The 25358-nt window shown below is 68.9% G+C and carries 24 protein-coding genes and 1 pseudogene; 15 read left to right on the forward strand and 10 right to left on the reverse strand.

The window, feature by feature from the left end; translation table 11 throughout:
* Nucleotides 1-241 precede the first annotated feature (241 nt).
* The 3 genes from ACGFN2_RS01735 (at nt 242) to ACGFN2_RS01745 (ending at nt 2543) form a co-directional block, all read left to right on the forward strand.
* The gene (locus ACGFN2_RS01735; protein ID WP_362608301.1) at nt 242-568 is read left to right on the forward strand and encodes a helix-turn-helix domain-containing protein; all 327 of its coding nucleotides are present in this window, start codon (nt 242-244) and stop codon (nt 566-568) included.
* 176 nt (nt 569-744) lie between these two features.
* Nucleotides 745-1284 carry a transcriptional regulator gene (locus tag ACGFN2_RS01740; protein WP_067307010.1) on the forward strand — a complete coding sequence of 180 codons (540 nt, stop codon included), beginning with the start codon at nt 745-747 and terminating at the stop codon, nt 1282-1284.
* Nucleotides 1281-2543, forward strand: coding sequence for an MFS transporter (locus tag ACGFN2_RS01745; RefSeq protein ID WP_393356710.1), 1263 nt, complete (start codon nt 1281-1283; stop codon nt 2541-2543). The genes ACGFN2_RS01740 and ACGFN2_RS01745 overlap by 4 nt, the downstream gene beginning before the upstream one ends.
* Nucleotides 2544-2611: 68 nt before the next feature.
* Here the strand turns inward: ACGFN2_RS01745 and ACGFN2_RS01750 are convergent, their stop codons facing one another.
* Nucleotides 2612-2911 carry a DUF6332 family protein gene (locus ACGFN2_RS01750; protein ID WP_393356712.1) on the reverse strand — a complete coding sequence of 100 codons (300 nt, stop codon included), beginning with the start codon at nt 2909-2911 and terminating at the stop codon, nt 2612-2614.
* A 287-nt stretch (nt 2912-3198) separates the two neighbouring features.
* On the opposite strand from ACGFN2_RS01750, the gene ACGFN2_RS01755 reads away from it, so the two are divergent.
* Entirely contained in the window at nt 3199-6750 is a 3552-nt protein-coding gene (locus ACGFN2_RS01755) for a trypsin-like peptidase domain-containing protein (protein ID WP_393356714.1), read from the forward strand.
* 49 nt (nt 6751-6799) lie between these two features.
* Nucleotides 6800-7132 carry a CU044_2847 family protein gene (locus ACGFN2_RS01760; protein WP_393356716.1) on the forward strand — a complete coding sequence of 111 codons (333 nt, stop codon included), beginning with the start codon at nt 6800-6802 and terminating at the stop codon, nt 7130-7132.
* Between the two features lie 71 nt (nt 7133-7203).
* Here ACGFN2_RS01760 and ACGFN2_RS01765 read toward each other — a convergent pair whose 3' ends face one another.
* A complete protein-coding gene (locus ACGFN2_RS01765; protein WP_393356718.1) occupies nt 7204-7779 on the reverse strand; it encodes a CGNR zinc finger domain-containing protein in 576 nt (191 codons plus the stop codon).
* Nucleotides 7780-7861: 82 nt separating this feature from the next.
* Here ACGFN2_RS01765 and ACGFN2_RS01770 point away from each other — a divergent pair.
* Nucleotides 7862-9033: pseudogene (locus ACGFN2_RS01770) on the forward strand (epoxide hydrolase family protein).
* 103 nt (nt 9034-9136) lie between these two features.
* On the opposite strand, the gene ACGFN2_RS01775 reads toward ACGFN2_RS01770, so the two are convergent.
* The 4 genes from ACGFN2_RS01775 to ACGFN2_RS01790 form a co-directional block, all read right to left on the reverse strand.
* Entirely contained in the window at nt 9137-10534 is a 1398-nt protein-coding gene (locus ACGFN2_RS01775; protein ID WP_393356720.1) for a DEAD/DEAH box helicase, read from the reverse strand.
* Nucleotides 10535-10849: 315 nt separating this feature from the next.
* The gene (locus ACGFN2_RS01780) at nt 10850-11608 is read right to left on the reverse strand and encodes an alpha/beta fold hydrolase (RefSeq protein WP_362608285.1); all 759 of its coding nucleotides are present in this window, start codon (nt 11606-11608) and stop codon (nt 10850-10852) included.
* Between the two features lie 135 nt (nt 11609-11743).
* The gene (locus tag ACGFN2_RS01785) at nt 11744-13288 is read right to left on the reverse strand and encodes an FMN-binding glutamate synthase family protein (protein ID WP_393356722.1); all 1545 of its coding nucleotides are present in this window, start codon (nt 13286-13288) and stop codon (nt 11744-11746) included.
* Between the two features lie 444 nt (nt 13289-13732).
* Complete coding sequence (locus ACGFN2_RS01790) at nt 13733-14473, reverse strand: dienelactone hydrolase family protein (RefSeq protein ID WP_393356724.1); 741 nt, start codon at nt 14471-14473, stop codon at nt 13733-13735.
* A gap of 256 nt (nt 14474-14729) precedes the next feature.
* On the opposite strand from ACGFN2_RS01790, the gene ACGFN2_RS01795 reads away from it, so the two are divergent.
* Nucleotides 14730-15344 carry a plasmid pRiA4b ORF-3 family protein gene (locus tag ACGFN2_RS01795; RefSeq protein WP_393356726.1) on the forward strand — a complete coding sequence of 205 codons (615 nt, stop codon included), beginning with the start codon at nt 14730-14732 and terminating at the stop codon, nt 15342-15344.
* A 323-nt stretch (nt 15345-15667) separates the two neighbouring features.
* On the opposite strand, the gene ACGFN2_RS01800 is transcribed toward ACGFN2_RS01795, so the two are convergent.
* Both ACGFN2_RS01800 and ACGFN2_RS01805 read right to left on the reverse strand, forming a co-directional pair.
* Nucleotides 15668-16648 (reverse strand): DNA-3-methyladenine glycosylase family protein, encoded by a 981-nt coding sequence (locus ACGFN2_RS01800; RefSeq protein ID WP_393356728.1) that lies wholly within the window; start codon nt 16646-16648, stop codon nt 15668-15670.
* A gap of 2 nt (nt 16649-16650) precedes the next feature.
* The gene (locus ACGFN2_RS01805) at nt 16651-17022 is read right to left on the reverse strand and encodes a VOC family protein (protein WP_362608278.1); all 372 of its coding nucleotides are present in this window, start codon (nt 17020-17022) and stop codon (nt 16651-16653) included.
* 79 nt (nt 17023-17101) lie between these two features.
* On the opposite strand from ACGFN2_RS01805, the gene ACGFN2_RS01810 reads away from it, so the two are divergent.
* From ACGFN2_RS01810 to ACGFN2_RS01825, 4 genes are all read left to right on the forward strand, one after another.
* Nucleotides 17102-17563, forward strand: coding sequence for a MarR family winged helix-turn-helix transcriptional regulator (locus ACGFN2_RS01810; protein ID WP_393356730.1), 462 nt, complete (start codon nt 17102-17104; stop codon nt 17561-17563).
* A gap of 527 nt (nt 17564-18090) precedes the next feature.
* Nucleotides 18091-18705 carry a hypothetical protein gene (locus tag ACGFN2_RS01815; protein WP_393356732.1) on the forward strand — a complete coding sequence of 205 codons (615 nt, stop codon included), beginning with the start codon at nt 18091-18093 and terminating at the stop codon, nt 18703-18705.
* Entirely contained in the window at nt 18702-18992 is a 291-nt protein-coding gene (locus ACGFN2_RS01820) for a hypothetical protein (protein ID WP_393356734.1), read from the forward strand. The genes ACGFN2_RS01815 and ACGFN2_RS01820 overlap by 4 nt, the downstream gene beginning before the upstream one ends.
* A gap of 835 nt (nt 18993-19827) precedes the next feature.
* Nucleotides 19828-20358 (forward strand): hypothetical protein, encoded by a 531-nt coding sequence (locus ACGFN2_RS01825; RefSeq protein WP_393356736.1) that lies wholly within the window; start codon nt 19828-19830, stop codon nt 20356-20358.
* A gap of 37 nt (nt 20359-20395) precedes the next feature.
* Here the strand turns inward: ACGFN2_RS01825 and ACGFN2_RS01830 are convergent, their stop codons facing one another.
* Complete coding sequence (locus tag ACGFN2_RS01830; protein ID WP_393356738.1) at nt 20396-20638, reverse strand: metallophosphoesterase; 243 nt, start codon at nt 20636-20638, stop codon at nt 20396-20398.
* Here ACGFN2_RS01830 and ACGFN2_RS01835 point away from each other — a divergent pair.
* The 4 genes from ACGFN2_RS01835 (at nt 20522) to ACGFN2_RS01850 (ending at nt 24462) form a co-directional block, all read left to right on the forward strand.
* Nucleotides 20522-20785 carry a hypothetical protein gene (locus ACGFN2_RS01835; protein WP_393357180.1) on the forward strand — a complete coding sequence of 88 codons (264 nt, stop codon included), beginning with the start codon at nt 20522-20524 and terminating at the stop codon, nt 20783-20785. The genes ACGFN2_RS01830 and ACGFN2_RS01835 overlap by 117 nt on opposite strands.
* Nucleotides 20786-21188: 403 nt before the next feature.
* On the forward strand, nt 21189-21692 hold the full coding sequence (locus ACGFN2_RS01840) for a SigE family RNA polymerase sigma factor (RefSeq protein WP_362608269.1): 504 nt from the start codon (nt 21189-21191) through the stop codon (nt 21690-21692).
* Between the two features lie 732 nt (nt 21693-22424).
* On the forward strand, nt 22425-23732 hold the full coding sequence (secY, locus tag ACGFN2_RS01845) for a preprotein translocase subunit SecY (protein ID WP_393356740.1): 1308 nt from the start codon (nt 22425-22427) through the stop codon (nt 23730-23732).
* A 475-nt stretch (nt 23733-24207) separates the two neighbouring features.
* Nucleotides 24208-24462 carry a hypothetical protein gene (locus tag ACGFN2_RS01850; RefSeq protein WP_393356742.1) on the forward strand — a complete coding sequence of 85 codons (255 nt, stop codon included), beginning with the start codon at nt 24208-24210 and terminating at the stop codon, nt 24460-24462.
* A gap of 257 nt (nt 24463-24719) precedes the next feature.
* Here ACGFN2_RS01850 and ACGFN2_RS01855 read toward each other — a convergent pair whose 3' ends face one another.
* The gene (locus tag ACGFN2_RS01855; protein WP_393356744.1) at nt 24720-25301 is read right to left on the reverse strand and encodes a heme-binding protein; all 582 of its coding nucleotides are present in this window, start codon (nt 25299-25301) and stop codon (nt 24720-24722) included.
* Nucleotides 25302-25358 lie beyond the last annotated feature (57 nt).

Below are 25358 nucleotides of genomic sequence, written 5' to 3' on the forward strand. Positions count from 1 at the left end.
CGGTCAATTGCGGTGCACCATCAGGCAGTTACTGATTGTGTGTAGCACCATGATTTGTCACCGCACTGATGGCCACAAGACGGCACATTTATGTCGGTGACGCACATGGAGGTAACCCTTGACGGCCCGCAAGAGCATCTCGCCGACCGGTCGGCGCCAGCCGGATCAATCGGACCAACCGGATCAAGCGCAACCTGCTGACGAACCGAAAGGTGACCCGGATGACGAGGCGTGCCGGGAGGTGCTGCGCATCCTCGCCCTGATCGGTGACAAGTGGAGCATCCTGGTCATCGGGCAGCTCCAGGACCGGACCCTGCGCTTCAGCGAACTCCACCGCGCCGTCAGAGGTATCTCGCAGCGCATGCTCACCCTGACCCTGCGCCAGCTCGAACGCGATGGGCTCCTCACTCGCACCGTGCACCCCAGCGTCCCCCCGCGCGTCGACTACACGCTCACCCCACTCGGCTCAACACTGCTGGACTCCATGGTGGCCCTCGGCGAGTGGGCCACCACCCACCGACAGGAGATCAAGAACAACCGCCACCGCTACGACAGCGCCCGCTCCTAGCGAACACAGACCTGTTGGCACGCCCCAGCCGTCCACAGGGTCCGACAGGTGCTCCGGCAGGGCGGACGGACTCCTGAGCCGTTCTCGCCCGGAGGATTCCGTGCCGGACAGCCGACGCCGGAAGTCCGGACGAAAATCCCTTGCCCAATGGTCAAGAAGTGTTGACCATTGGGTCCATGCCTACCGATGATCTTCCCGAGACGTTCCACGTCACCACCGACGAGCAGTTGCGCGCCGTCTCCAACCTCACCCGTCACCGGATCATGGCCGTGCTCCGCTTCGAGCCCGCGACGATCACGCAGATCGCCGAGCGAGTGGGCCTCGCGAAGGGGAGTTCCAGCTACCACGTACGGCTGCTGGAGCGGGCCGGCCTGGTGAAGGTGGTGCGAACGCGGAAGGTCCGGGGGGTCACCGAGCGGTACTACGCCATGGCCGCGCGGGCGATCGTGCTGCCCGACCCGGGCGAGGGCGGCCCGGATGTGCTGATGCGGCATGCGGTGGCGGACCTGGAGGCGGCGCCGGTGGACGGCGAGCGGCACGTGCGGATGGCGCATCTGCGGCTCACCGAGGAGCAGTTCGCGGAGCTGGGGGCGCGGCTGCAGGCACTGGCGGACGAGTACCGGGAGCTGTCCGATCCGTCGCTGCCGGACGCGTCACTCGTCTTCGCACTGTTCCACCCGGCATCGCGCGAGCAGGCCGAAGGGGATGCCAAGTGACCTCAGACGTCCGGAAGCTGCCGACCGGGTTCGGACGGCTGTGGACCGCGCAGACGGTGTCCTCGCTCGGTGACGGGGTGTCGCATGCCGCGCTGCCGCTGCTCGCGCTGACGTTGACGCGGAATCCGGTGGCGCTCGCCGTCGTCACGGCCGCCGGAACGCTGCCGTGGCTGCTCTTCGGGGTGCTCGGCGGTGCGCTGGTGGACCGCTGGGACCGCCGGCGCACGATGTGGGTCACGGACGCGGCACGCGCGGTGCTGCTCGCGATACCGGCGGCAGCGGCCGCGCTCGACGTGCTGAGCATTCCACTGCTCGCGGCCGTCGCCTTCCTCCTCGGCCTCGGCGGACTCTTCTTCGACACGGCCGCCACGGCCTATCTCCCGGATCTGCTCGGCCGCGACACCGCGCTCCTGGAGCGCGCCAACTCCCGTCTGCGCAGCACCCAGACCGCCGCGTCCGGCTTCGCCGGGCCGCCCGCGGGCAGTGCCCTGCTCGCGCTCGGGCGGGCGGTTCCACTGCTCGCCGACGCGGTCTCGTTCGCGCTCTCCGCACTGCTCGTACGGTCGCTGCCTGCCGCGTCCCGGCCCGCACCACAGGCCCGTGAGTCGCTGCTGCGGCAGGCGCGGGCCGGCGCCTCGTACGTCTTCCGGGATCAGCTGCTGCTCGGACTCGCGCTGCGCCCGGCGGTCGGGAACATCGCCTTCCTCGCCGTGGAGACCGTGCTCGCCCTCTTCGCGCACGACCGTCTCGGCACCGACACCTTCGGCTTCGGTCTGCTCCTCACGGCGGAGGCCACCGGCGGTCTGCTCGGCGCCGGCATCGCCTCCTTCCTCGGCCGGCGACTCGGCACCGGCACCGCGCTGACCTGCACGGCCGCAGTCGAGGGACTCGCCGTCCTGGGCCTTGCCGCCGCCCTGAACCCCTACGTCGCCGGCCTCGCGCTGGCCGTCTGCGGCGCGGGTATGGGTGCCACGATGGTGCTCGGCCCCTCCCTCCGACAGGCGATCGTCCCCGCCCACTTGATAGGCAGGGTCGCCTCCACCTCCCGCATGCTCGCCATGTGCGCCGCCCCGTTCGGCGCCTTCCTCGGCGGCTGGCTGGCCACCACCTACGACGTGCGCACCCCGCTCTACACCGCCGCCGGCCTCCTCCTCACCATGACCACCGTCACCGCGACCATGACCAGCAACCGCCGGGTCGAGGCGGCGCTGCGTGCCGCCGCCCCGGCTTCGACGGAAGTTCTGAGTACTGCGGGATGAACAGGAACGGGGTGGCCTAGCCAATCGCATGGAGGGCCCCATCCGGGTGGAGCGTCCTCCACACCCTCTCAGTCCCGCCCCGCGCCCCTCTCAACTGTTCTTCTCAGGCGCCCAAGGGTAGATATCACCCGGTAGAGAAACCCTGCCGCTGAAATCGCCATAGCCGAACCCAAGACGACGGCATTCACCCCTTCGCTCAACTGCCAGATGAGCGAAGGGGAGGCAATGGCGAAGAAGAGCAGTGCGGCAACAATTGCCCCCGTGATGACGGAATAGACGATCTCTACCGTAACCGTGTCACGTGATACCTGCTGAGACGATCCCTCGGGGCTTACGGCTTCCGGCTCATCCTCATTGGAATGTCGCATACCGGCAGCATTTCATGATGCCTCAACTTCGCACGTGCTAGCGAGGCTTGTGGCCACGCGCCCAGCACTCCAGCACGTCACGGAACCCGACACCGCCCCGAAGTCGCCGCGTCCACCATCGCGAGAGGGCGGGCGTCCGGCGCGATATGCAGGGCCTCTTGGCCTCCTTGACAGTAGAAATGATCTTTCCCAATCGCGTCCGAGCGGTTCAGGCATACCGCCCGGCCGCAGGGCGGTATGCCGGTACCGTTGAGGCAGAAGTCAGTACACGGGGGTCTGATATGCGTGTGCCTCTTGAGGCTGGGCTGGTGCGGATCTGGGACGGGGACGAGCCCGTCGGGGCCGGCTTTCTGGCCGGACCCCGGCATTTGGTGTCGGCTGCGCACGTGGTCGCCGGAGTTCTCGGGGTGTCCGGCGACGAGCCCCCGCCTGAGGGGGCCTCGGTCAGTCTGGACTTCCCGCTGCTCGCCCCAGGCAGGCGGCAGCTCGCCGACATCGTCGCCTGGCGGCCGCCCGTGCCGGAGCACGGGATGGACGTCGTCGGGCTGCGGTTGCGGGAGGCGCCGCCTGCGGACGCCCGGCCGCTCGTTCTGAGCCGGCGGCACGGGGAGTTGGACGGTTCGCTGGTCATGGTGGGTTTTCCCCGTGGTCTGGAACTGGGCACCTGGGTGCACGGGCGCCAGGGCGGTCCCGTCGCCACGGGCTGGGTGGAGATCGAGAGCGACCCGGCACGGCAGGCCATGTTGGCCCCGGGCTTCTCCGGAGCCCCGGTGTGGAGCACCGACGCGGACGCTGCCGTGGGCATGGTCGGCTACCGGGTCACCGGCGCGGGCACGAAGATCGGTTACATGCTCCCGGTGGACATGCTGCTGGAGGCGTGGCCCGAGCTGGCCGAGGTGATCGAGCGGCGCGTCCCGTACCGGGCGCTGCGTCCCTTCACCGAGCAGGACGCCGATCTTTACCACGGGCGCGAGGAGTTGGCAGGTCGGCTCGCCGACCGCATCCGCTCCGGAGTGCCGCTGATCAGCGTCATCGGCGGATCGGGCATCGGAAAGTCCTCGCTGTGGCACGCAGGCGTGGTGCCCCGGCTGCGCGCCACCGACTCCTCGGGCACCGCCTGCCTCACCCTGGCGTTACGCCCGTCCGACGCCGCCACCCCGCTGACCGCACTGGCCTTCGCCCTCGACCGGCTGATGCGCCCCGCCCTCACAGCGGCGGCCCGGCTGGAGTCGGTCGCCGCGACCGAGGGCCGGCTGGCCAGGGGACAGCTGCCGGACATCGTGGCGGCTGTGCTGGAGCAGCACCATGCGGACCAACTGGCCGTGTGTGTCGACCAGTTCGAGGAGGTCTTCGCGGCGTCGGCCAACGACCGCTCCGCCTTCGTCCGCGCCCTTCAGCCCTGCTTGTCCGCCAGGTCCCGGCTGTGTGTGCTGGTGAACCTGCGCGACACCTTCCTGGGGACGGCGCTGGCCGATCGCGCCGCCGCCGACCTCGCCAGGACGTGGCTACCGGTCACCGTGGGGGAGATGACCGAGGGCGAACTGCGGCGGGTCATGACCGGACCGCTGGAGAGGGTCGGCACGGTCGCCTTCGCCGACGGGCTGGTCGAACGCATCCTGGACGACCTGAAACACACCCCGAACCCCCTGCCCCTGCTCGAATTCACGCTCGCCGAGCTGTGGGCGCGCCGACGGGCGGGACTGATGACCCACGCGGCGTACGAGGAACTGGGCGGCATCTCCGAGGCACTGGCCCGCTACGCGGACCGGATCTGGGCCGGCATCGACCCGGAGAGCCGGAAGGTCGCCGACCGGCTGCTCATCCAGCTGGTCCGGCCCCTGCCCGACGGCAACCTCGCCGTGCGCCGCACCGCGTTGCGCGACGAGTGCGACGAGAACCAGTGGACCGTCGGGCAGCGCCTCGCCACGTCACGGCTCCTGGTGATGCACCGGATCGGCGGTGACCCGAGCGGCACCTCCGGTATCGAGCTGGCGCACGACTCGCTCCTGCTGCACTGGCGGCATCTGCGCGAACTCTGCGACGAGCACCACGCGTTCCGCCTCTGGCAGGACACTCTGCGGCAGCGCATGGCCACCTGGTCCGAGCAGGGCCGCCCCGGCAGGCGGCTGCTCGCCGGGGCCGAGCTGAGGGACGCCCACCGGTGGCTGCGCACCCATGAAGCCCATCTCTCCACCCCGGAAATCCACTACATCATGGACGGCCGGGTGCGCCGCTGGCGGGTGAACGGCGCTGTCTCCGCCGCCCTGGCCCTCGCACTGGTGGCGGGGACGCTGATCTACCAGAACCGCAGCGAGCAGGTGGAGCAGTCCCTCGCGGGTACCCTGCGCACCAAGGCCGAGGAGCGGGCTTCCTACGACCCCTATGGCGCGATGCAGCTGGGCCTGCGCGCCTACCGCACACACCCTGACCGCGGACTGCCGGACGTCTTCGACGGACTGGGTCCCGTCGACCGGATCGTGCCCAACCTCGATGCGGCGACCACGGCACCACGGAACGCATCCCCGACGGCGACACCGACCGCGCAGAAGGTTCCGCCGTTGTCGTACGCCGACCAGTTGGCACTCCAGGATCTGACCCCCTTGGTGGCGGCCGGCGGCCGGACCCTGGTCACGCGCGCGCCGAAGAACCAGATCGTCCCGTGGCGGGACACCGGGCGCGGGCCGGTGGCTGAGCCCATGGACGGGGTGCTGGAGGATGACGACCAGGCCGACCATGCGGTGATCAGCCGCGACGGACGGTACATCGCGTTCCGGGACCAGCCCTTCCCGCACCTGGACGGGGAGCGGAGCGTCCCCGGCTCCTGCTCTGTGCCGGACATGGCGAGTGCCACCAACAAGGTGTGCCTGGTCGTCTACGACACGGTCGAACACCGGGTGGTCCTCGGTACCGAGTTCGCCCCGCTGCCCCGGGTCGGTGTGTTCTCCATGAGCATCGACCCGAACAACCGGGTACTCGGGCTGGTACTGCCGGACAGCATGGATGCCATGACGGCCGCGGGCCGGCGGAACACCCTGTACCTCCTCGACCTGAAGACCGGCAAGCTTCTCCGCAAGTCCGTATTGCCGTGGCAGAGCGCGGTGTTCAACTTCTGGCTGGGGCCGGACGGCAAGTCCGCGATCCTGGGCGAAGGCGAGTCGGACGGGTCCTCGATCCGTACCGCCCTCACCCTGACCCGAGTGCGCGTGGAATCCGGTCGGCTCACCCGCACCGCGCTGGCAGAGCCGTCCCGGACGCAGAACTTCATCACGAGCCCGGACGGCCGGACCGTCGCTGCCGTACTCAAGGGCGCGTCCGGCGCCCCGGCGGAGGTGAGGGCCTGGAACATCGCCACCGGCGCGCAGACGGGGCACATCCCGCGACTCGACCCGGCGGAGGCCGACGGGACGCTCGCGCTCAACTCCACCGGGACCGCCGCCTGGTTCTCCCTCCCGCCCGATGTCGATGCCATCAATGACGACGCCGACTTCGTCGCCGAGTCGGGGAGCCGCGTGTCCATCCGGTCACTGGCCACGGGAAAACGCGTCGGCCGCTACGCCTATCCGGGAGAGTGGTCGACACTGATGCCGCTGGGCGACTCTCCGGACGGCCCGGTCCTGCTCGTGGACCGCACGGCGCTGGGCGTCGTGTCGGCGGCCTCCGGCGGGCGGAGTCCGCTCCAGCGGGTGGCGGACGCGGCCGAGGCCGGCCCACGCGAAGCTGTCAGGAAGCCACCCGGCGTCGACCGACTGTGCGCGCTCCTGGGGCCCCAGGTCAACGAGGCGCACAACATCAAGGATTTGATCCCCTCCGGGGCGTACGACGGGTCCCTGTGCCCCTGAGCCGGGACTGCCTGCGCAGCACGCACATCACTCATGGATGAGGTGTCACATGGCTGAGATCGCTCGCTGGTCGCTGGACGACGGCGGAGAGGTGCTGGTGGAGATCGTGGAGGAGGGCCCCGAGATCAGCCCGGTGTCCCGCTCCCGGGACGTGGTCCGGTCCGCGGCGACCTCGCTCGGGTCCGCACTGAGCAGTGTGCGGGACGCCTCGTCCACGATCCTCGGCCAGTTCCGCGATGCGTCCGTGCGCCCGGACAAGATCGAGGTGGAATTCGGGGTGCGCCTGAGCACCGAAGCCGGTGCCGTCATCGCCAAATCCAGCCTCGACGGCCACTTGACGGTCAAGCTCAGCTGGGAAGGCGGACGAGCCGCCCAGGAATGAGCCTCCCGGTACCGGCAGGTCGCACACCGTACGTCCCGGCCTCCGCCCACTCGGACGTACCGAGGTAACGATCACTCCGCTGAACTGGGATCGCTCCGCTGGTTGGCATGGAAGCGCGCCTTCTTCTGACGATTCCCGCAGGTGTTCATGTCGCACCATTTGCGGGTGCGGCTCTGACTGGTGTCGAAGAAGGCGGCTTGGCAGCTTGGTGACGCGCACAAGGCCAACCTTCCGTCTCGTTCGCCTGCGATGATGCTGATCGCGTCGGCGGCGATCACGCTGAGGGCATCTTCCACACAGGACGCCGAACTGAGCTGCCATTGCCGCTTGCCCTCGGGCGTCAGGATCGCTGCGGCCCGACCCTGAGCGCTGCAGTCATTGATGACTCGGACAGCAGACGCGGGGAGAGCCTCCTGGAGGGCGGCCGCTGTCGCGGCGGCGTGAATCGACTCCCTCAGTTCCCGGGCGAGGCCGAGCTGGGCAGTGCTGCAGGAGTCCACGGCGAGGCCGTACACCGCCAGCCAGTCGATGAGTCGCTGCGGCGTGGGAATGCGCTCCACGGCGTCGCCATGACGCTCCGAAAGGGTCCCCGTGAAGCTGGTCGCCAGCACGTTGCCGAGGCGGAAGTCGGGGAATTCAGCACGCATGGAACCACCTTAGACGGTTGCGGCGTGACTCGGAGAACTGCTAGAACCGCCTTTGCCGGTTCCGCGATGGCCAGGAGGTCTCATGCCCCGTCTCACCAGCGACGTGCAAGCATGTGAAGCCCATGCACCTGACGCCGACCTCGACGATCTGCGTGCGCGACTGGCCACAGCGCGGCTACCGGAGGCCGAGACGGTCCATGGCGCCGCGCCCGGCCCTCGCCGATGGTCACAGGGCGTTCCGCTCGCCGACCTCGTCGAGGTCGTGAACTACTGGCGCACCGGATACAACTGGCGGTCGTTCGAAGAGCGCCTCAACCAGATCGGCCAGTTCCGTACGACCATTGATGATCTGGGAATCCACTTCCTGCACCGCCGCTCCCCGCGCGCAGATGCCACTCCTCTGATCCTGACGCACGGCTGGCCGGACAGCATCGCCCGGTTCATCGATGTGGTGGACGAGCTGGCAGATCCGAAAGATGCCGACGCGCCGGCGTTCCACGTCGTGGTCCCGTCGCTGCCGGGCTTTGGTTACAGCGACCGGCCGGCCACCACCGGGTGGGGAACCGAGAAGACCGCGGCCGCGTGGGTGGAGCTGATGGGCAGGCTCGGCTACAGCAGGTTCGCAGCCCACGGCGGCGACTGGGGAGGCAATATCACCACGGTTCTCGCCGGCAGGTTCCCGGCGCACGTGCTCGGCATCCACACCACGTTCGCCGAGGGACCGCCCGGGTTGACTACGGACGGGCTGACGGCGGTCGAGCGCCAGTGGGCCGAGGAAACCCGCGACTTCTGGCGCCACCGCGCGGCGTACGCGAAGCAGCAGGCGACCCGGCCGCAGACCATCGGCTACGCGCTCGTCGACTCACCGGTCGGGCTTCTGGCCTGGATTCTCGACAAGTTCGCCGAGTGGACAGACACCGAAGACAGCCCGTTCGAGACGATTTCCCGAGACCGGGTTCTCGACAACGTCACCCTGTACTGGCTGACACGGACCGGCGCATCGTCGGCCCGCATCTACTACGAAAGCCACAACTCACTGGACCCCGAACTCCGGGTCGACGTCCCGTCGGCAATCACCATGTATCCCCGCGATGTCGAGAGTGTCCGCGCCCCTGGGCGCAGGAGCGGTACCGGCAGATCGTCCGATGGGGGGCGCCCGAAAGCGGGGGCCATTTCCCGTCGCTGGAGGTTCCCGAGTATTTCGTCAAGGACCTGCAAGAAGGCCTTGCGGCAGTGCTGGCCGCCACTCGGTGAACGCGGCCGGGTGCCGGTACTCGATCACCGCCTGATCCGGCTCAAGGCGCCGGCCGACGGCTTCCGGAACGCTCCACCGACCGCTCGCCACAACGGGGCGGTCTCAGCCGCCGCGGCGCACCCGGGCCGCCCTGCGGGCCTCGGCGAGCTTACGGGCCTCGGTGGCCTTGCGGGACTTGCCGCCGGTGGTGCGGGAGGCGTCCTTGCTGGTGCCCAGGCCGCGGAAGGGGGTGTTGGTGTTCTTGGCCCGGTGGGCGCCGGGCTTACCGTCGAGCGCGGTGCCGGAGGGGGCCTTGGCCCCGGTGATCCGGCTCAGCTCCGCCTCACCCGAGCGCACCTTGGTGGTCGTCGGCTCGATGCCCGCCTCTGCCATCAGGCGGCTCATCTCCCTGCGCTGCCCCGAGAGGACCAGGGTGACGACGCGGCCGGACTCACCGGCCCGAGCGGTGCGGCCCGCGCGGTGCACATAGTCCTTGGGGTCGGTGGGCGGGTCGACGTTGACCACGAGATCGAGGTCGTCGACGTGCAGGCCACGGGCCGCGACATTGGTCGCCACCAGGACGGTGACCTGGCCGCTCTTGAACTGCGAGAGGGTCCGGGTGCGCTGCGGCTGGGACTTGCCACTGTGCAGGGCCGCGGCATCCACCCCGCTGGCCCGCAGGTGCCGGGTGAGCTGGTCGACCCCGTGCTTGGTGTCCAGGAACAGCAGTACGCGGCCGTCGCGGGCGGCGATCTCCGTGGCGACGGCATACCGGTCGGGACCATGAACGACCAGCAGATGGTGGTCCATGGTCGTGACCGCGCCCGCGGACGGGTCGACCGAGTGGACGACGGGGTCATGGAGGTAGCACCGGACCAGGTGATCGACGTCGGGGTCCAGGGTGGCGGAGAACAGCATCCGCTGACCGTCGCGGTGCACCTGGTCGAGCGCCTCGGAGACCTGCGGCAGGAAGCCCATGTCGCACATCTGGTCCGCCTCGTCGAGGACGGTGATCCGCACCCGTCCCAGGCCACAGGCCTTGCGCTCGATGAGGTCGTGCAGGCGGCCAGGGGTGGCGACGACGACCTCGGCCCCGTCGCGCAACGCGGCGGCCTGCCGGCCGATCGACATGCCGCCGACGATCGCGGCCATCCGCAGCCGGAGCGCGTCGGCATACGGCGCCAGCGCTTCGGTGACCTGTTGGGCCAGCTCCCGGGTGGGCACCAGGATCAGGGCGAGGGGCTGCTTGGACTCCGCGCGCCGCCCCGCCGTCCGTGCGAGCAGCGGCAGGCCGAAGGCGAGGGTTTTGCCCGATCCGGTGCGCCCGCGCCCCAGGACGTCGCGTCCCGCCAGGGCGTTGGGCAACGTGGCCGCCTGGATCGGGAAGGGCTCACGCACGCCACGCTCGGTGAGCGTCCGCAGGACCTCGGCCGGCAGCCCCAGGTCAGCGAAGGAGACGGCCGGGGGCACCGGCTGGGCGAGGTCGTCGTGCGAGGTGCCGAGGTGGTCCGGCTGGTTCATACAGAGCCTTCCGTATGCGGAACGTACCGAGGAAGGCCCGGCAGGAAATGAGCAGCCAACGAACAACGGGAAACGGACGGGCCGAATCGCCAGCCGTCACAGCCGGCGCGGCCATCACGGCCATCACAGCCGTCCAAACGTCTGAGGCTAACACAAAGTGACAGTGCGCCCCGGCGCTGTGGTGCTGATCGCTCCACCTGTGCCGCTGACGCGACACAGGGACCCCCACCGCTGGGCCGGCCGCCGCACCCCACGGCCCCGCCCACACCTGTCCGAGCGAGCCTCCCTCACCTGAGACATCTCGCCTCCGGGCCGTCACCCGTCGATGTACTGGTCGGCCCAGGCGCTGATGATGTGGGCGGCCCGCTGCGCTTGTCCCCGTGCCGTCAGGAGATGGTCTGCGCCTTCGAGTGAGACGAAGCTGCGCGGGTGCCGTGCCTCGTTGAAGATCTCCCCGGCGTTGGCGATGTCGACGGTGTTGTCGGTGGGCGAATGCAGGACGAGCAGCGGCAGGTCCAACTCGCCGATCCGGTCCCGCAGGTGAGCACGGCGGACGTCCTCGACGAAGGCGCGCTTGAGTACCAGGGTCCGCCCGCCGACGAACCACTCGTGCGACCCCTCACTGAGCACGCGGTCCACGACCGCGTCGTACTGTCGCTCGACGTGGCTGGGGTCGACCGGCGCCCCGATCGTGGCGACCGCGCGGACGCCGGTCGCCTCGGCCGCCGCGGCGAGGACGGCGGCGCCTCCCCACGAGTGCCCCACCAGCAGGTCTGCCGGCGTCCCCCGCTCCGCCATCATGGCCGCGGCACGGATCGTGTCCTGGACCTTGACGGTGAAGGAACCGTCGCCCCAGTCGCCGTCGGAGTCCCCGATGCCGAGGTTGTCGAAGCGCAGCATGCCGATGCCCTCGCGTGCCAGCTGCTTGCTGACACGTGAGGCGGCCGGCGAGCCCTTGCCGAGCGTGAATCCGTGCACGAAGATCCCCCAGCCGCGGATCTCGCCGTCCGGCAGGTCGATCGCGCCGGCCAGTTCGGGGCCGACGACGCTCGGGAATCTCACTTTTTCGCTCATGTTGTGATCACCTAGGCAGGGGCTGTTCGTGGAGCAGGTTCGTGGAGCAGGAAAGACTAGGGTGCCACCGGCCGGCACCACGCGCGTGCTCCGGGCAGGGGAGCGGCGAGCGCGGTGCCTGCCGTGATGGGCACGTCAGGCGGTCGGCTTCCGGTCGGAGGACTGCTCGGTGGTGAGCAGTGCGGTGATCTCCTCGGCGAGGTGCGGGCCCAGCTCGCCCCAGCCGTCCTTGTAGCCGTAGACACCGGCCAGGGTACGGGCCTCGTAGTCACCGTTCATGATCTCGATGTCGGTGGCCGTGATGAGCGCCGGGTGGGCGACACCGACGGCCGCCGAGACCTTCAGCAGCTCCTTGCGGAGAGTACGCAGGTAGACGGCGGCCCGGGTGGCCTTCGAGGCCGGGTCGAGGCCGCGGGCCAGCCACGGGCTCTGGGTGGCGATGCCGGTGGGGCATTTGTCGGTGTGGCACTTCTGCGCCTGGATGCAGCCGATCGACAGCATCGCCTCACGGGCCACGTTGATCATGTCGGCACCCAGGGCAAAGGCGACCGCGGCGTTCTCGGGCAGGCCGAGCTTGCCCGAGGCGATGAAGGTCAGGTCGTCGGTCAGCCCCCGCTCGGCGAAGACGCCGTAGACCCGGGAGAAGCCCATCCGGAAGGGCAGCGACACCGAGTCGGAGAAGGTCAGCGGCGCCGCCCCGGTGCCGCCCTCGCCGCCGTCGATGGTCACGAAGTCGACACCGCGGTCACCACGCGCCATCAGCGTGGCCAGCTCCTGCCAGAACTCCATCTCGCCCACCGCGCTCTTGATCCCGACCGGCAGTCCGGTCTCGGCGGCGAGCAGTTCGACGAAGTCGAGCATCGAGTCGACGTCGCCGAACGCGGTGTGCCGCGACGGGGACGCGCAGTCCTCGCCGAACGGGATGTCGCGGATCTCGGCGATCTCCCGGGTCACCTTCGCGCCCGGCAGCATTCCGCCCAGCCCGGGCTTGGCACCCTGGGAGAGCTTGATCTCTATCGCCTTCACCGGGGCGCCGGCGACCACGTCCTTGAGCTTGTCGAGGTTGAAGCTGCCGTCCTCGTTGCGGCAGCCGAAGTAGGACGTACCGATCTGCAGGACGAGGTCGCCGCCGTTGCGGTGGTACGGCGAGAGACCACCCTCGCCCGTGTTGTGCAGGGTGCCCGCCAGCGCCGCCCCCTTGTTGAGCGCCGAGACCGCCGCGCCGGAGAGCGACCCGAAGCTCATCGCCGAGATGTTCACCACGCTCGCCGGCCGGAACGCCTTGGCGCGCCCGCGCGGCCCGCCCAGCACCTTGGCCGACGGCAGTGGGGCCTGCGGGTCGTGCAGGTCGGGCAACGCACCGGCGAACGTGCGCTGCTTGAAGTAGGCGTGCCCCTGCATGTGCTCGACGTCGTTGTCGGTTCCGAACCCGAAGTAGTTGTTCTCCCCCTTCGCCGACGCGTAGATCCAGGTGCGCTGGTCACGACTGAAGGGGCGCTCCTCGTCGTTGGACGTCACTATGTACTGGCGCAGCTCCGGCCCGATCGTCTCCAACAGGTACCGGGCGTGCCCGAGTACAGGGAAGTTCCGGAGCAGTGCGTGCTTCTTCTGGACAAGGTCACGAGCGGCCACCAGTGCCAGTGCTGTTGCGGTGGCCGTGGCGATGCTCCGGGCGCGCATGAACGTTCCTCTCCTCGATGCTCGACTCCCTCGCCATCCGGTGGAGTCGTCGTGTCGTGTCGGGCGTCGGGCACGACCCCGCGGGCGTCAGCGTCCGTCGCAGAACGCCAAGCGATATTAGGGGCTCGCCCGGACAGCGGGTCGTGGGTGGGTCGTCTTCCCGGTGGTGGGCGGTCCAGGCGCGTCGAGGAGAAGGATGCGCACAGTGACGCCGGCGCAACACGGCGTAAGATCTGGGCGCCGGCCTACCCGGGCGCGAGGTAAGGGCTGCCGGACGGTCTGGTCGCCGAGGTCGCGCCCCCAGGAGCTGCGACCCGGCGCTCTCCAGATCAGGCCGCGTCTTATGGATCACCTCGCGGCCAAGATGTGGCTGGCCGCGAGGTGGAGTGCGGCCCGGTAGACGACTACTACTACGGCTACTGGCCTGGCGGCGTCGGCTGGCGCCTAGCGCAGATGCCGGGCGAAGAACCGGGCCGCGGCGTCCCCCGCGTACTGCGGGACGCCGCTGTGCCCGCCCATGTTGGCGTGCAGCGTCTTCTCCTGGGAGCCGAAGGCGTCGAACAGGTCCAGGGCCGCCTGCCGGTCGTTCCCTTCGTCGTCCCACTGCAGCAGGACGTGCAGCGGGATGGTGACCCGGCGGGCCTCCTCGAACATGACGGACGGCACGAGACTCCCGGCGAACAGAACGGCGGCCGAGATGCGCGGCTCGACCACCGCGAGCCGGATGCCGATGGAGATCACTCCTCCCGAGTACCCGACCGGGCCGCGGATCTCGGGCCGTGACAGGAGGGCGTCCAGGGCGGCCTGCCATTCCGGGACCGACTTTTCGACGAGCGGGAGGACGAGGGCGTCGACGATCTCGCCGCCGACCGGCTCGCCGTCCTCCATGGCACGGCGCAGGTCGGCGCGGGCCTGCTCGACGGCGGCCCAACGGGGCCGGTCACCGCTCCCGGGGAGCTCGATGGTGGCCGCGGCGAAGCCGTCCGCCACGGCGTGCCGGGCCCGCTCCGCCAGCCGGGGGTACATCGCGCGCAGCCCGAGCGGAGGGTGGCCGAGCAGGATCAGCGGCGCCGGTGCGGATGCGGATGCAGACGTGGGCGTCCACAGGACGCCAGGGATCTCGCCGAGGGTGAATTCGCGTTCGAGGACACCGTCGTCGAGGTGCTGTTCAGAAGTGACGTGCATGGTCGTGCCTTTCGGGAGTGCGCTGGAACGGCGCTCCCGGACGACCTATCGCCCGACCGTGACCCCGGAGGGGAGCACCCATGTCGATACTGCGTTCACGGGTACCACCTCCTCGTTCTCTCGCACGGCCTTCCGGAAGGTAGCAGTGGTCGCCGTGGTCCGCCAACGGATTTCTGCGGAACGGGCCCGCGTCATCGTCGTGAGAGGGGGGACGCGCCGCCAGAGCCTGGCAAGAACGGGTGACAGGATGGCCGACATGGCGAACACAAGGCGGGCGAAGCCGAATTCATGGACGGCACCGAGTCGGTCCGTCCACAAGATCAAGGTCACCCTGAGCGGCTCCAAACCTCCGATCTGGCGCCGCCTGGAAGTACCGTCCGGCATCACCCTGCAGCAGCTGCACCACGTCATCCAAGCGGCCTTCGGCTGGGAGGATTACCACATGTGGGCCTTCGAGACGCCGCAGGGCCGGTACGGCATCGCCGACCCCGAGCTGGGCATCCGCAGCGCGGCGTCGAAGCGGCTCAACGAGGCAGTCCCCCACACCGGCGACCGGCTCGGCTACACCTACGACTTCGGCGACGACTGGGAACACGACATCCTCATCGAGGAGATCGCCGAGCCCGAGCCGGACACCGCCTACCCACGCTGCCTCGCCGGCCGCAGGGCCGGCCCGCCCGAGGACTGCGGCGGCATCGAGGGATACGAGTACCTCATCGAGATCCTGGCCGACCCCGCCCACGAAGAACACGAAGACCGCCTGGAATGGCTCGGCCTGGACTCGGCCGACCAGTTCGACCCCGCAGCCTTCGACACAGCTGAGGTCAACCCTGCTCTCTCCGACCTCGCCACCGTGCTGATCAAGCCCTGAGCCGGCGCCACCCCGAGCCCCCAAGGCCCCGCAGGGGCGCCCTCGCAGACCCTCGCAAGATCAATGCGTCGCCGCACTATCTGTGTTGTCCCGGCACGTTGTTGACGGGTGGCACGTCCTGGTCGGCGCTTGAAGGGGGCGAGGGAGGTGCGTCCGCAATCGGCTGCGGGCGTGGACGTGGGCGGCCGACGGTACGCGGGGAAGGTCTTCCCGCCCTGTCCGCCCATCAGGCCGATGCCGAGTGCGACCTCGACCGGTCCGGCCCTCGCGGCGGACTCCTCTCAGAACGGAGCAACTCAATTCAGCGCGTGTGGAAGACGCCGTCATGACGATGGCGGGAAGGCGTGGCACATGGGGCCCGGCTGGGACGTGTCCTGGGCGCGGACGCGGAGCAGGAAGGCTACCCAGCTGCGGTAGGGCTTCCACCGATCGGCGATCTTCGCCAATTGGGTGACGTCGGCGGCGGTGGTCGGGGCACCGAGTCCGTATGCGGTGGCGACGGCCTTGTGGACGCGTGGTTCGTGGCGGGGAAAGACGTCGGGGTGTCCTGCTCCCCGGATGAGGACGAGTTCGGCGGAGAAGGGGCCGATGCCGGGCAGGGTGCGCAGTTCGGCGAGGGCGTGGTCGGCGGGCAGGGCGCGCAGGAGGGGTGCGTCGAGTTGCCCGTCGAGGGCTGTTTCGGCCAGCGCGTGCAGCCGCTGGATCTTGATGTCGGTGAGACCGGGCACGTGGGTGAGGGTGCGCAGGGCCGCGGGGGTGGGGAATGCGTGCAGGGTCTGGCCGGCGATGTGGACGCGGTGTCCGCGCTGGTGGGCGATGCGGGCCTTGAGGGCGGCTGCCTGGGTCATACGGATGCGGTTGCCGATGATCGCCCAGGCGGCGGCTTCGTAGGGGGAGTGGAAGCACACTGGGCGCAGCCCCGGGTGGTCCGCCATGAGCCCGGCCACGACGGGGTCCGCGGCGAGGCCGGGGAATCCGGTGGCGTCGACGTCGAGCGAGAGGATGCGGGCGAGTTGGGCCCGTACGGCCTGTTCGGCCACTGCCTCTGCGGTCACTGCCGTCGCCGGGTGCGGGGTGCCGGGATGCACGGTGAATTCGGCCCGGACCGTTCCCGTGCCGCCGTCTGCCCTCACCTCCTGCCGGACGGCGGCCGCGACGACCGAGGCGCCGTCGTCGGCGGGGAAGGCCAGGCGGAGGATGCCGTCCGTCGCCCGGCGGTAGTTCGCGGGGCGGAAGCTCTCCAGGAACCGGATGCCGGAGGCGAGCGAGAAGGGTCCGGCAGGGGTGAGGGTGACGGCGGGCACGGTCAGCCTCCGTGTGCGGTGAGGGTGTAGCCCTCGGGGCCCTCGAAGGAGAACATCGGCCCGAAGGGGCTGTCCGCGATCGGAGTGAGGATCTTGATCCCGGCAGCGGCGAGCTGGTCGTGGAGCTGATGGGCGTCGGAGGTCTGGAACCAGAGCACCGCGCCGAGTCCGGGCCGTGCGGTGTCGGCGAGGTCGACGCCCGGCAGGAGTTCGCGGACGGCGAAGGGGGTCGGCTTGGTGTCGAAGACGACCGCGTGGGGCGGTGAGAACGCGGCCCGGCGCAGACCGAGGTGCTGCTCGCAGAAGTCCGCCGCCGCGTGCAGGTCGCGCACCTGCAGGGCGACGAAGTCGGGGCCGTCGATGGTGGCAGTCATGGGTCTCCTCGAATCCAATGTCAGGACTTTGACATATCCGAGGCTAAGGCGGTCGCGTCGCGTATGTCAAAATGCTGACATGCTGGAGAACGCGTCGGCCGAACCGCCCCACCCCACGAAAGGCGTCACTCGCCACGTGGGATACCTGCTCAAACGCACCCAGGCCGCCCTCCGTGGGGCCATGGACAAGGTCCTGCGCGAGCACGGCCTGACCGTGCCGCAGTACGCCACCCTCGAACTCCTGGCCCTGCATCCCGGCATGTCCAACGCCGACCTCGCCCGCGCGACCTTCGTCACCCGGCAATCCGGAAACGTCGTCCTGCGGGGCCTGCAGGAAGCGGGACTGATTGCCCGCCCCGCCACCGCCGACCACGGCCGCGCCCGGCCCGCCCACCTCACCAAGGAGGGCAACGCGCGCCTGGCCGCCGTCCAGGCCGCCGTCTACGCCATCGAACAGCGCATGGTCGAAGCGATCCCGGCGCAGCGCCGGGCAGTGCTCCTTGCCGACCTGGAGCGCATGGCGGAAGCACTGGAGGAATGACCCCACTTCCCGGGTGTCGGTGAACACCCGCCGGGTTGCCCCGGAGAAGCTGCTCTTCGATCCGGTCGGCTTGCGACGGACCCTCGGTGTGCCGGAGTCCCGCCAGGAGGCGTTCGGCTCCGCCCCGGCCTTTCGTTTGGCCAAGGCGAGCTGATGCGAGGTTCGGACGCGTCGGTAGGTGATTGCGCAGCAGGTCAAGGTGAAGAAGGCCTCGTGGACGTCGCTCTGTCGACTGTCGGTACAGGGCGACCGCCGCTTGCGATGCCGTTGCTGCCGCAGCGGCATCAATCTTGAGGCGGGGCTGAGCGGAGCAGTCGGTACGGATGGGAAGGGCGGGGGCCGAATGCCATCCAGCGAGGGCCGAGAAAAGGGCAGCCGGTGGCGCACAGGGCTGACCGCGACCGCACCCGGGTGTCCGACGTTTCTCACTGCTTGCGGGTGAACCACGAGACCACGCCGTCGCGCCGACCGAAACTGGATGATCGCGCCCGTTATTGTCCCTTCTCGTGCCTTTGAGTTGCGCATTTGTGAATCTCAAGCCCGGCGTCGGAAAGACGACGAGTGCTGTGTGGCTGGCCCACGCGCTTCACGAGTCGGGTAGGTCTCCGCTGCTGGTCGACGGGGACCCGGCCGCTTCCGCGCTGCGCTGGAGCGAGCTGGCCAACGGCTTTCCGTTTCCGGTGATCGCCCTGCCGGTGGGGGACGTCCACCGTCGCGTGAACGACTTCCTCGGCGACCGCCAGTCCGTCGTGCTCGATGCGCCCCAGCTGGAAGACCATCCCCGTATCGCCCGCAGCATCATGAGGTACGCCGACGAGTGGATCGTGCCCGTGACCCCAGCCCCCATCGAACTGGACCGGATGGCGCCCATCCTCGGTGAGATGGCGGACGTTCAGTCCCTGCGTGCCGAGCCGGCCCGCTCGGCGGTGCTGCTCAATCGCACCAACCGTCCCGATGCCACACGCACCGGGCCCGATGCGGACGCTCGTGAGGCACTCACCGAGCGGGGCTTCAAGGTGCTGGACACCCATATCGCGCGGCTCGACCTGTACGCCCAGTCTTTCGGGAACCCGGTCCAGGCCAAGGGTTCGGCGTACATGGACTTCGCGGAGGAACTGATCAAGCGTCAGGACGAGGCATGAACCAGCGCAAGGAGAACTACCGTGCGGCATTGCGGCGCGGGCCGGATGTCTCGGCACCTCGGCCCACCAAGGTCGCCAGGTTGCAGAGCAGATACATCCGGGTGACCGTCGAGGTCGACCCCGACCTGCGAGGCGATCTGACGCGATGGATGGGGTGGCCCGTCTCCTCGGTGGCGTTCGCCGGCGCTACCGTCCTGCGTACTCTGGCCGCCACCGCAAGCTGGGTCGCTCGCCCCGGAGGCCAGGCTTCGTCCGGCCCGCGCGAGGCTCCGGATTCGGGTCGCTGACCTTCATGCGCTGACGACCCCGAACATGGCTGGAATTACGGAGCGGGGTCGTTCTGCGGGACGCTATGGGGCGGGGGTTGACTTTGCGGAGTTTCGCGGACACCAATATCGATAATGTCAACCGTCGGATGCGGCTGAGCTTTCTGGGCTGACCAAGACCGTCCTGAGGTCGGCTGCGAATTCTCCGTACCCTGCGTGCCCGACCCGGGAAGCTTTGCGCGGTACGGGGCTGAACGTGGTCGATCGCCCCTGTGACGGATGCGGAAAGTGCCTGCTTGGCATGCAGCGGCTGTCCCCCATGAAGTCGGCTACGTCGTCCCCGGAGCGTCAACGGGAGGACGTGCTGAGAGCCGCGGCATCTGTCGGCGGGGACGCCGCAGCGTCGGCTGGGCTGACGACTGGGAGGTATTGGGAGTCACGGACCCGGTCACCAGGCCCAAGCCCGGCCCGTGGCTTCGCGATGAGCGGGGGTCGTATGACGGCCTCGTCGCCGCAGCGGGTGGACCGCTCGACCGCAACGTCGTTGACTGCCTGAACACTGGCTACAAGACGCGTGACGAGGGAAAGCTGCTCGTCACGTTTGGCCACGAAGGTCCCTGGGACCTCAACGGCCATCGACTGCCCAGCAGACTGCCGCGAGGGCATTGCGTACTGCGACGTGTCCGTCCGCTTGAAAACCCTCGTGTGAGAACCCAGTTCGTGGACGCACATGCTGCGCAATGCAACCGCTACCGCTGCAGTGGTAATGCCGGGTTCTCATGTCCTGATCACCGAACACTGCAGGAAGAACTCGATGGCAGAACGGGCTGTGAATATGCGAGCCTCCCTCTCCCAGATGCCGATCGAGAAGGCCGTGATGACCCGCGACGAGGCTCTCAAGCAGCTCAGCCACCTCGCGCACGCGAAGGCATTTGATCAGCACGTCGGGTCTGACCAGCTCATCCAGGCTGGGCTGGACGCGCTGATCGCTGGGGTTGAGAGTCCTTCCCTCGCCATGCTGGCCGGTCTGCTCCGGAGCGAAGAGCCGGAGGCTCCGGCGCTCTTCGACCAGGTGCTGGAGGAGTTGGGCCTGCTCTTCCATCCGCCCACTGACCCTCGGGCCGCGAAGTGGGCGATGGCCTACTGGGTCGCCGGCCAGATCGCCGACGGCTCTCTGAATCCCGCCGTCGGCACCCACTTCATCTGGGCAGACGTCGCCTATGACCTCGGCTACCCCGAAGAGCTGGAACCGCTCGTCCATTGCGCGCACAACCTGGACGGCTGGGAGGAGAGCTGGGGAGTCTCCGTCGAGGAACTCGACGAAAGCGCGGTTGAGGCGGCGAAGCAGTTCCTGAGCAAGAGATCGGTAGCCGAAGCGGGGAGCTGACACCAGTTCACTCTCGCCACCGGGGATCGGTAACCCACTACCACCGTTCCCGCCAAGCGGCTGATGGTGCAGCCCTCAGGTCAGATACCGCATTGTGTCGGCATGGCCGAGACACAGAGGTCGGCGGTGCCAAGCTGGTCTGCACGTAGGAGATCACGCGCACGTGCTTTCGCTCATGGTTGCCCATGACCACGACCGAGTTCGGGCGCTCACGAAGAAGCCTGACCACCGCACCGGGTGCTGGACCTCGGTCGACCAGATCACCGACGCTGACCAGCATGTCGTCCGTACGACCCGTCCGGGCACGGCGCCGCCCCTGTTCGCGTTCTTCGCCGGCAAGGTCGCGTCCGGGCGCGATGACATCCGGGAGACACCGTCCACCGAATCCTCGCCGAGGACGACATCACCGACCGACCCCACGGCCTGAGCATCACGAGATCATGCCTGCGCCCTGGAAGACCCGCCCACGGCGGCAGTGCCTGGGAAAGAGCGCACACCGTGTGTTGGTGCCCGGCGGTGAGCGGCTGAACGCTGGCTGACCCGAGCATCGGTCCGTGTTGGTCTGGGAGTTCGAGGCCGGTCTCTACGCCGTGGCACGGACAAGCGCGCCGTTGTGCTCGTGTTCGTCGAGCTTGCACGCAGACGGCGCGGGCAGGGCGAACGGTCCCGGCAAGTGCGACGACCGGTGATCGTTGAGGGGGCGGCGCTCCACTGGCAGGCGGCGAGACCCTCCGAGTGATCCAAGTCACTTGCTGGGGGTGCATAGCGAGGTAGGGGCCAGTGTCTTTATTGAGGGTGTAGGGGCGTGTTGAGGTGAAGGGGCGACACTGATGGGGCGGATGCGGGCCGATGAGTTCGACCGGTTCGTGGCGGCTCGGTGGTCGGCGTTGCTTCACCTGGCGCGGCTGTTCACCGGCGGAGACCGGCACCGGGCCGAGGATCTGCTGCAGGAAGCGCTGGTCAAACTGTGGTTTGCCTGGCCGAAGGTGGCCGATCAGGCGCCTGAGGCGTATGTGCGCAGAGTCCTGGCCCGTGCCGCGGCGCGCTCGGCGCGGCGTCGCTGGTGGGGCGAGCACCCTGTGGACCAGCTGCCCGACCCGCCCGAGGTGGCAGATGAGACCGCTGCCGTGGACGAGCAGACCCGGTTGGAGGCCGTGTTGGCGTTGCTGCCGACGCGGCAGCGGGCTGCGGTGGTGCTGCGCTACTACCAGGACCTGCCCGAGCGGGATGTCGCGGAGGTGCTGGGCTGTCCGGTGGGTACCGCCCGTTCACTGACGACCCGCGGCGTTGCACGGCTGCGTCAGCTTCTGGCCGAGGCAGAGCCGGTGGAGTGAAGAGGGAGCTATGGATCACTTCGAACAGGAGCTGGCGCGGATGATGCGCGACAGCCACGAGGAAACGCTCTATGAGGACCGGCACCGGGACCGACTGCACGCCGGCGTTCGGGCACGCCGGAGGGCTCGGGCGGCCTGGACGGCCACCGGCTCCGTGCTGACCGTCGCCGGACTCGGGGTCGGACTGATGGTCCTGCCAAGTTCCCTTGCTCAGGACGGTGGCCCCGCCGGCCCTCAGCACCGCTCCGGCACCCCCGCGGAGCCGGGCCCGACACCGTCGAGGCCCCGCCCCGGGCCCAGTGCCACGGCTCCGATGCCGACCTGCACGTCAACCACCCGGCCGGTGCCGATGCCGTATCACCTTTCGACCGCCGCGCCTTCGATGCCCAGCCGTACGTCACCCCTCAAGCCGGTTCCGATGCCGACCTGCACCTCAATTACCAGGCCGGTTCCGACGCCGACACAAACCTCGACCGCCAAGTAGCGCCCTGGCCGCGTTCAAGCGGTCCCGATGGGTGTGTACAGAAGCCCAGTTCCGTGGACCTCGGTGAGAGGGAGACGGCGACTTGGCGTGCGCGCGTACCGCGCCCTGGTCAACCGAGTCGGTCACACGCCTCTGCCTCGGCTCCCGCCGAGCGGGCGAGCTCCGCACCGTTCATCCGCCATGTATTCGTCGATCCTCGAAACCGTCGCCTCCCGGCCCGAAATGTGTCGGGAGGCGCAGGAGGCACCGTGCTCACCGCGTTCGCCCGCGCGTTCAAGACGCCCGAACTGCGCAAGAAGCTGTTGTTCACCTTGGGCGTCATCGTGCTCTACCGGATCGGAGTGCACATCCCGGTCCCAGGGGTGAAGTACGCGAACGTCGAGTTCTGCATGGAGCGGCCCCGCGCCGACGGTGGGTTGTTCGGCCTGGTGAACATGTTCAGCGGTGGTGCGCTGATGCAGGTCACGATCTTCGCGCTGGGGATCATGCCGTACATCACGGCGAGCATCATCCTCCAGCTGCTGACCGTGGTGATCCCGCGGCTGGAGACCCTCAAGAAGGAAGGGCAGTCCGGGCAGGCGAAGATCACCCAGTACACCCGCTATCTGACCGTGGCGCTCGCCGCCCTGGAGGGCACCGGTCTGGTGGCCGCCGCCCGCGCCGGTACGCTCTTCCCGGGCTGCACGCGCCCTGTCGTGCCCAGCGACTCGGCCTTCACCGCCATCACGATGGTGATCACGATGACCGCCGGCACCTGCCTGACCATGTGGCTCGCCGAGTTGGTCACCAGCCGCGGTATCGGGAACGGCATGTCGATCCTGATGTTCATCTCGATCGCCGCCCGCTTTCCGGGCGCGCTGTGGCAGGTCAAGCTTGAGGGCGAGCTCGCCGGCGGCTGGATCGAGTTCTTCGCAGTGATCCTGGTGGGTCTGGCGATGGTCGCCCTGGTGGTCTTCGTCGAGCAGGCCCAGCGGCGCATTCCGGTGCAGTACGCGAAGCGGATGATCGGGCGCCGTTCCTATGGCGGGACGTCGACTTACATCCCGCTCAAGGTGAACCAGGCAGGTGTGATTCCCGTTATCTTCGCGTCCTCGCTGCTCTCCATCCCGGCGCTCATCGCCCAGTTCAGCGGGTCGCAGGCGGCATGGGCGACCTGGATCGCCACCAACTTCAGCAAGGGAGACAGCCCCGTATACATCGCCGCGTACTTCCTGCTGATCGTGTTCTTCGCCTTCTTCTACGTGGCCATCAGCTTCAACCCCGAAGAGGTTTCCGACAACATGAAGAAGCACGGTGGCTTCATACCGGGCATCCGGGCCGGTCGCCCGACTGCCGAGTACCTCAGCTATGTGCTCAGTCGGATCACGTGGCCGGGCTCGCTGTACCTGGGGCTGATCGCGCTCGTACCCACACTGGAGTTGGTGCTCTTCAACGCGAACCAGAACTTCCCGTTCGGCGGGACGAGCATCCTCATCATCGTGAGTGTGGGCCTGGAGACCGTGAAGCAGATCGAGAGCCAGCTTCAGCAGCGCAACTATGAAGGGTTTCTTCGTTGAATCTTCGGGGTGCGGTGGTCGTTGCCCGGGGCTGAGTGTCGAGTCGGCGTCTGGGTGCAAGCGCCAGTTTGACTGACTGGACCGAGGCAAACGTCTGGCCCGGCTGCAGGGGGCGGGCCTCTTCGCCAATCTCCGTAGCGCGAACGCACTGGACTTCTCCTGCGCGGCGGTCGACGGCTTCTATATCTGGGTGTCTTGGGGGGCCAAGACGGGGCGAAGCTCCGTCGGCCGGGGCGGGACGAGCGGCAGGCACCAGCTGATCACCGACGCGACTGGCCTCCCGCTCGCCGCCCCCGGCGCTCACCGGCGGCGAGGAAGCTCCGGCCCTTAACGATCACGAAGTAGTGGGCACCGCGAAGGGCGAGAAACCCGGCATGCTGGCTCGGTGGCTGAAAGTGAATTGACACCGGCGTCTTGGTTACACGCTTGTGTCACAATTGCCGGTCCAGGCCTTTTGGCTGCGGGGTGGGGGCGTGTGGCCATGTTCGAGCGTACTGACAACCAGCTTGTCAATTTTGTGCTCTTTCTCGTGGACGTGTTTCTGGGCTTGTGGTGGGTGTGGGTGCCTTGGCTCGTGTATTGGTTGATTTCTGAGGGGCGTCAGAAACACTCATCCGGCAATTCCGGTGGTTCCAGCTACCGTCACGACGGAGCCGGTGGTGATGGTGGCAGTTGCGGTGATGGCTTCGGTGGAGGAGGCGGCGGCTGCGGAGGTGACGGCGGCGGCTGAGGGACAGCCGTGGCAAACGGTCAAGGCTCGCTGCTCAAACTGCTGCTGTACGCGGAGGCCGTGGTCCCGCATTACTGGCGCCTGGAGTTCGACCCGGCACCGCGCCTAGTCCGCATGTTCTGCCCCTTCGCCCCTCACCTGGCCCGTCCGCGGCACCCGCCGCCACCCAGCCGGCGAGAAGGACCTCACCGGCCCGAGCGGGGACCGGCTGGCTACCACCGCTCAGGCCGATACCGAGGAACACATGGGCCGGTTGGCTAGCGGCCCACCGCCTCCGCTCCCGCCTGCGCGAACTTCTCATCCAGCGTCCCGGACGGCGCGCCCGCGACGCCGATGCCGGCGATCGGTGCCTTTTCGGCGGTGACGGGGACAGCGCCCGCCAGGAACAGGGTGCCGGGGATGTCCTTCAGGTTGGGGGCTTGGTGCAGGCGCTCGGTGAGCTGTGAGGTGGGGGCGTTCCAGGCGGCTGCGGTGAAGGCCTTGCGCTCGGCGGACTCGTAGGACTGTGGGCCGGCGCCGTCGCCGCGGAGGGTGACGAGGGTGTTGCCGTTGCGGTCGACGACGGCGACGGTGACCCGCTGGTTCTCCTTCTCGGCGGCGTGGAGCGCGGCCTGCGCGGCCTTGGTGGCGGCGTCGATCGTGAGATGGGTGGCGGTGGTGGTGGCCCGGGCCGGGACGGAGGCCGAGGCGGCGGTGGCGGATGTCGTGGCGGGTGCGGAGGCGTTCGCGGACACCGCTCCGACGGCCGAAAGGGCGACGGCGGTGAGCACGGCACCGCCGGTGGCGACGCGGGCACGGCGGGAGAACTTCTTGCGCAGAGGGTGCTCTATGGCGTTCATGGGGCGGTTGACTCCTCAGGTGGGTGAGCGGCGCGGTTGCCGTCTCTGCTTCGTCCG

The sequence above is a fragment of the Streptomyces sp. NPDC048612 genome (genome assembly GCF_043199295.1).
In the GTDB taxonomy this organism is placed as follows: Bacteria; Actinomycetota; Actinomycetes; order Streptomycetales; family Streptomycetaceae; genus Streptomyces.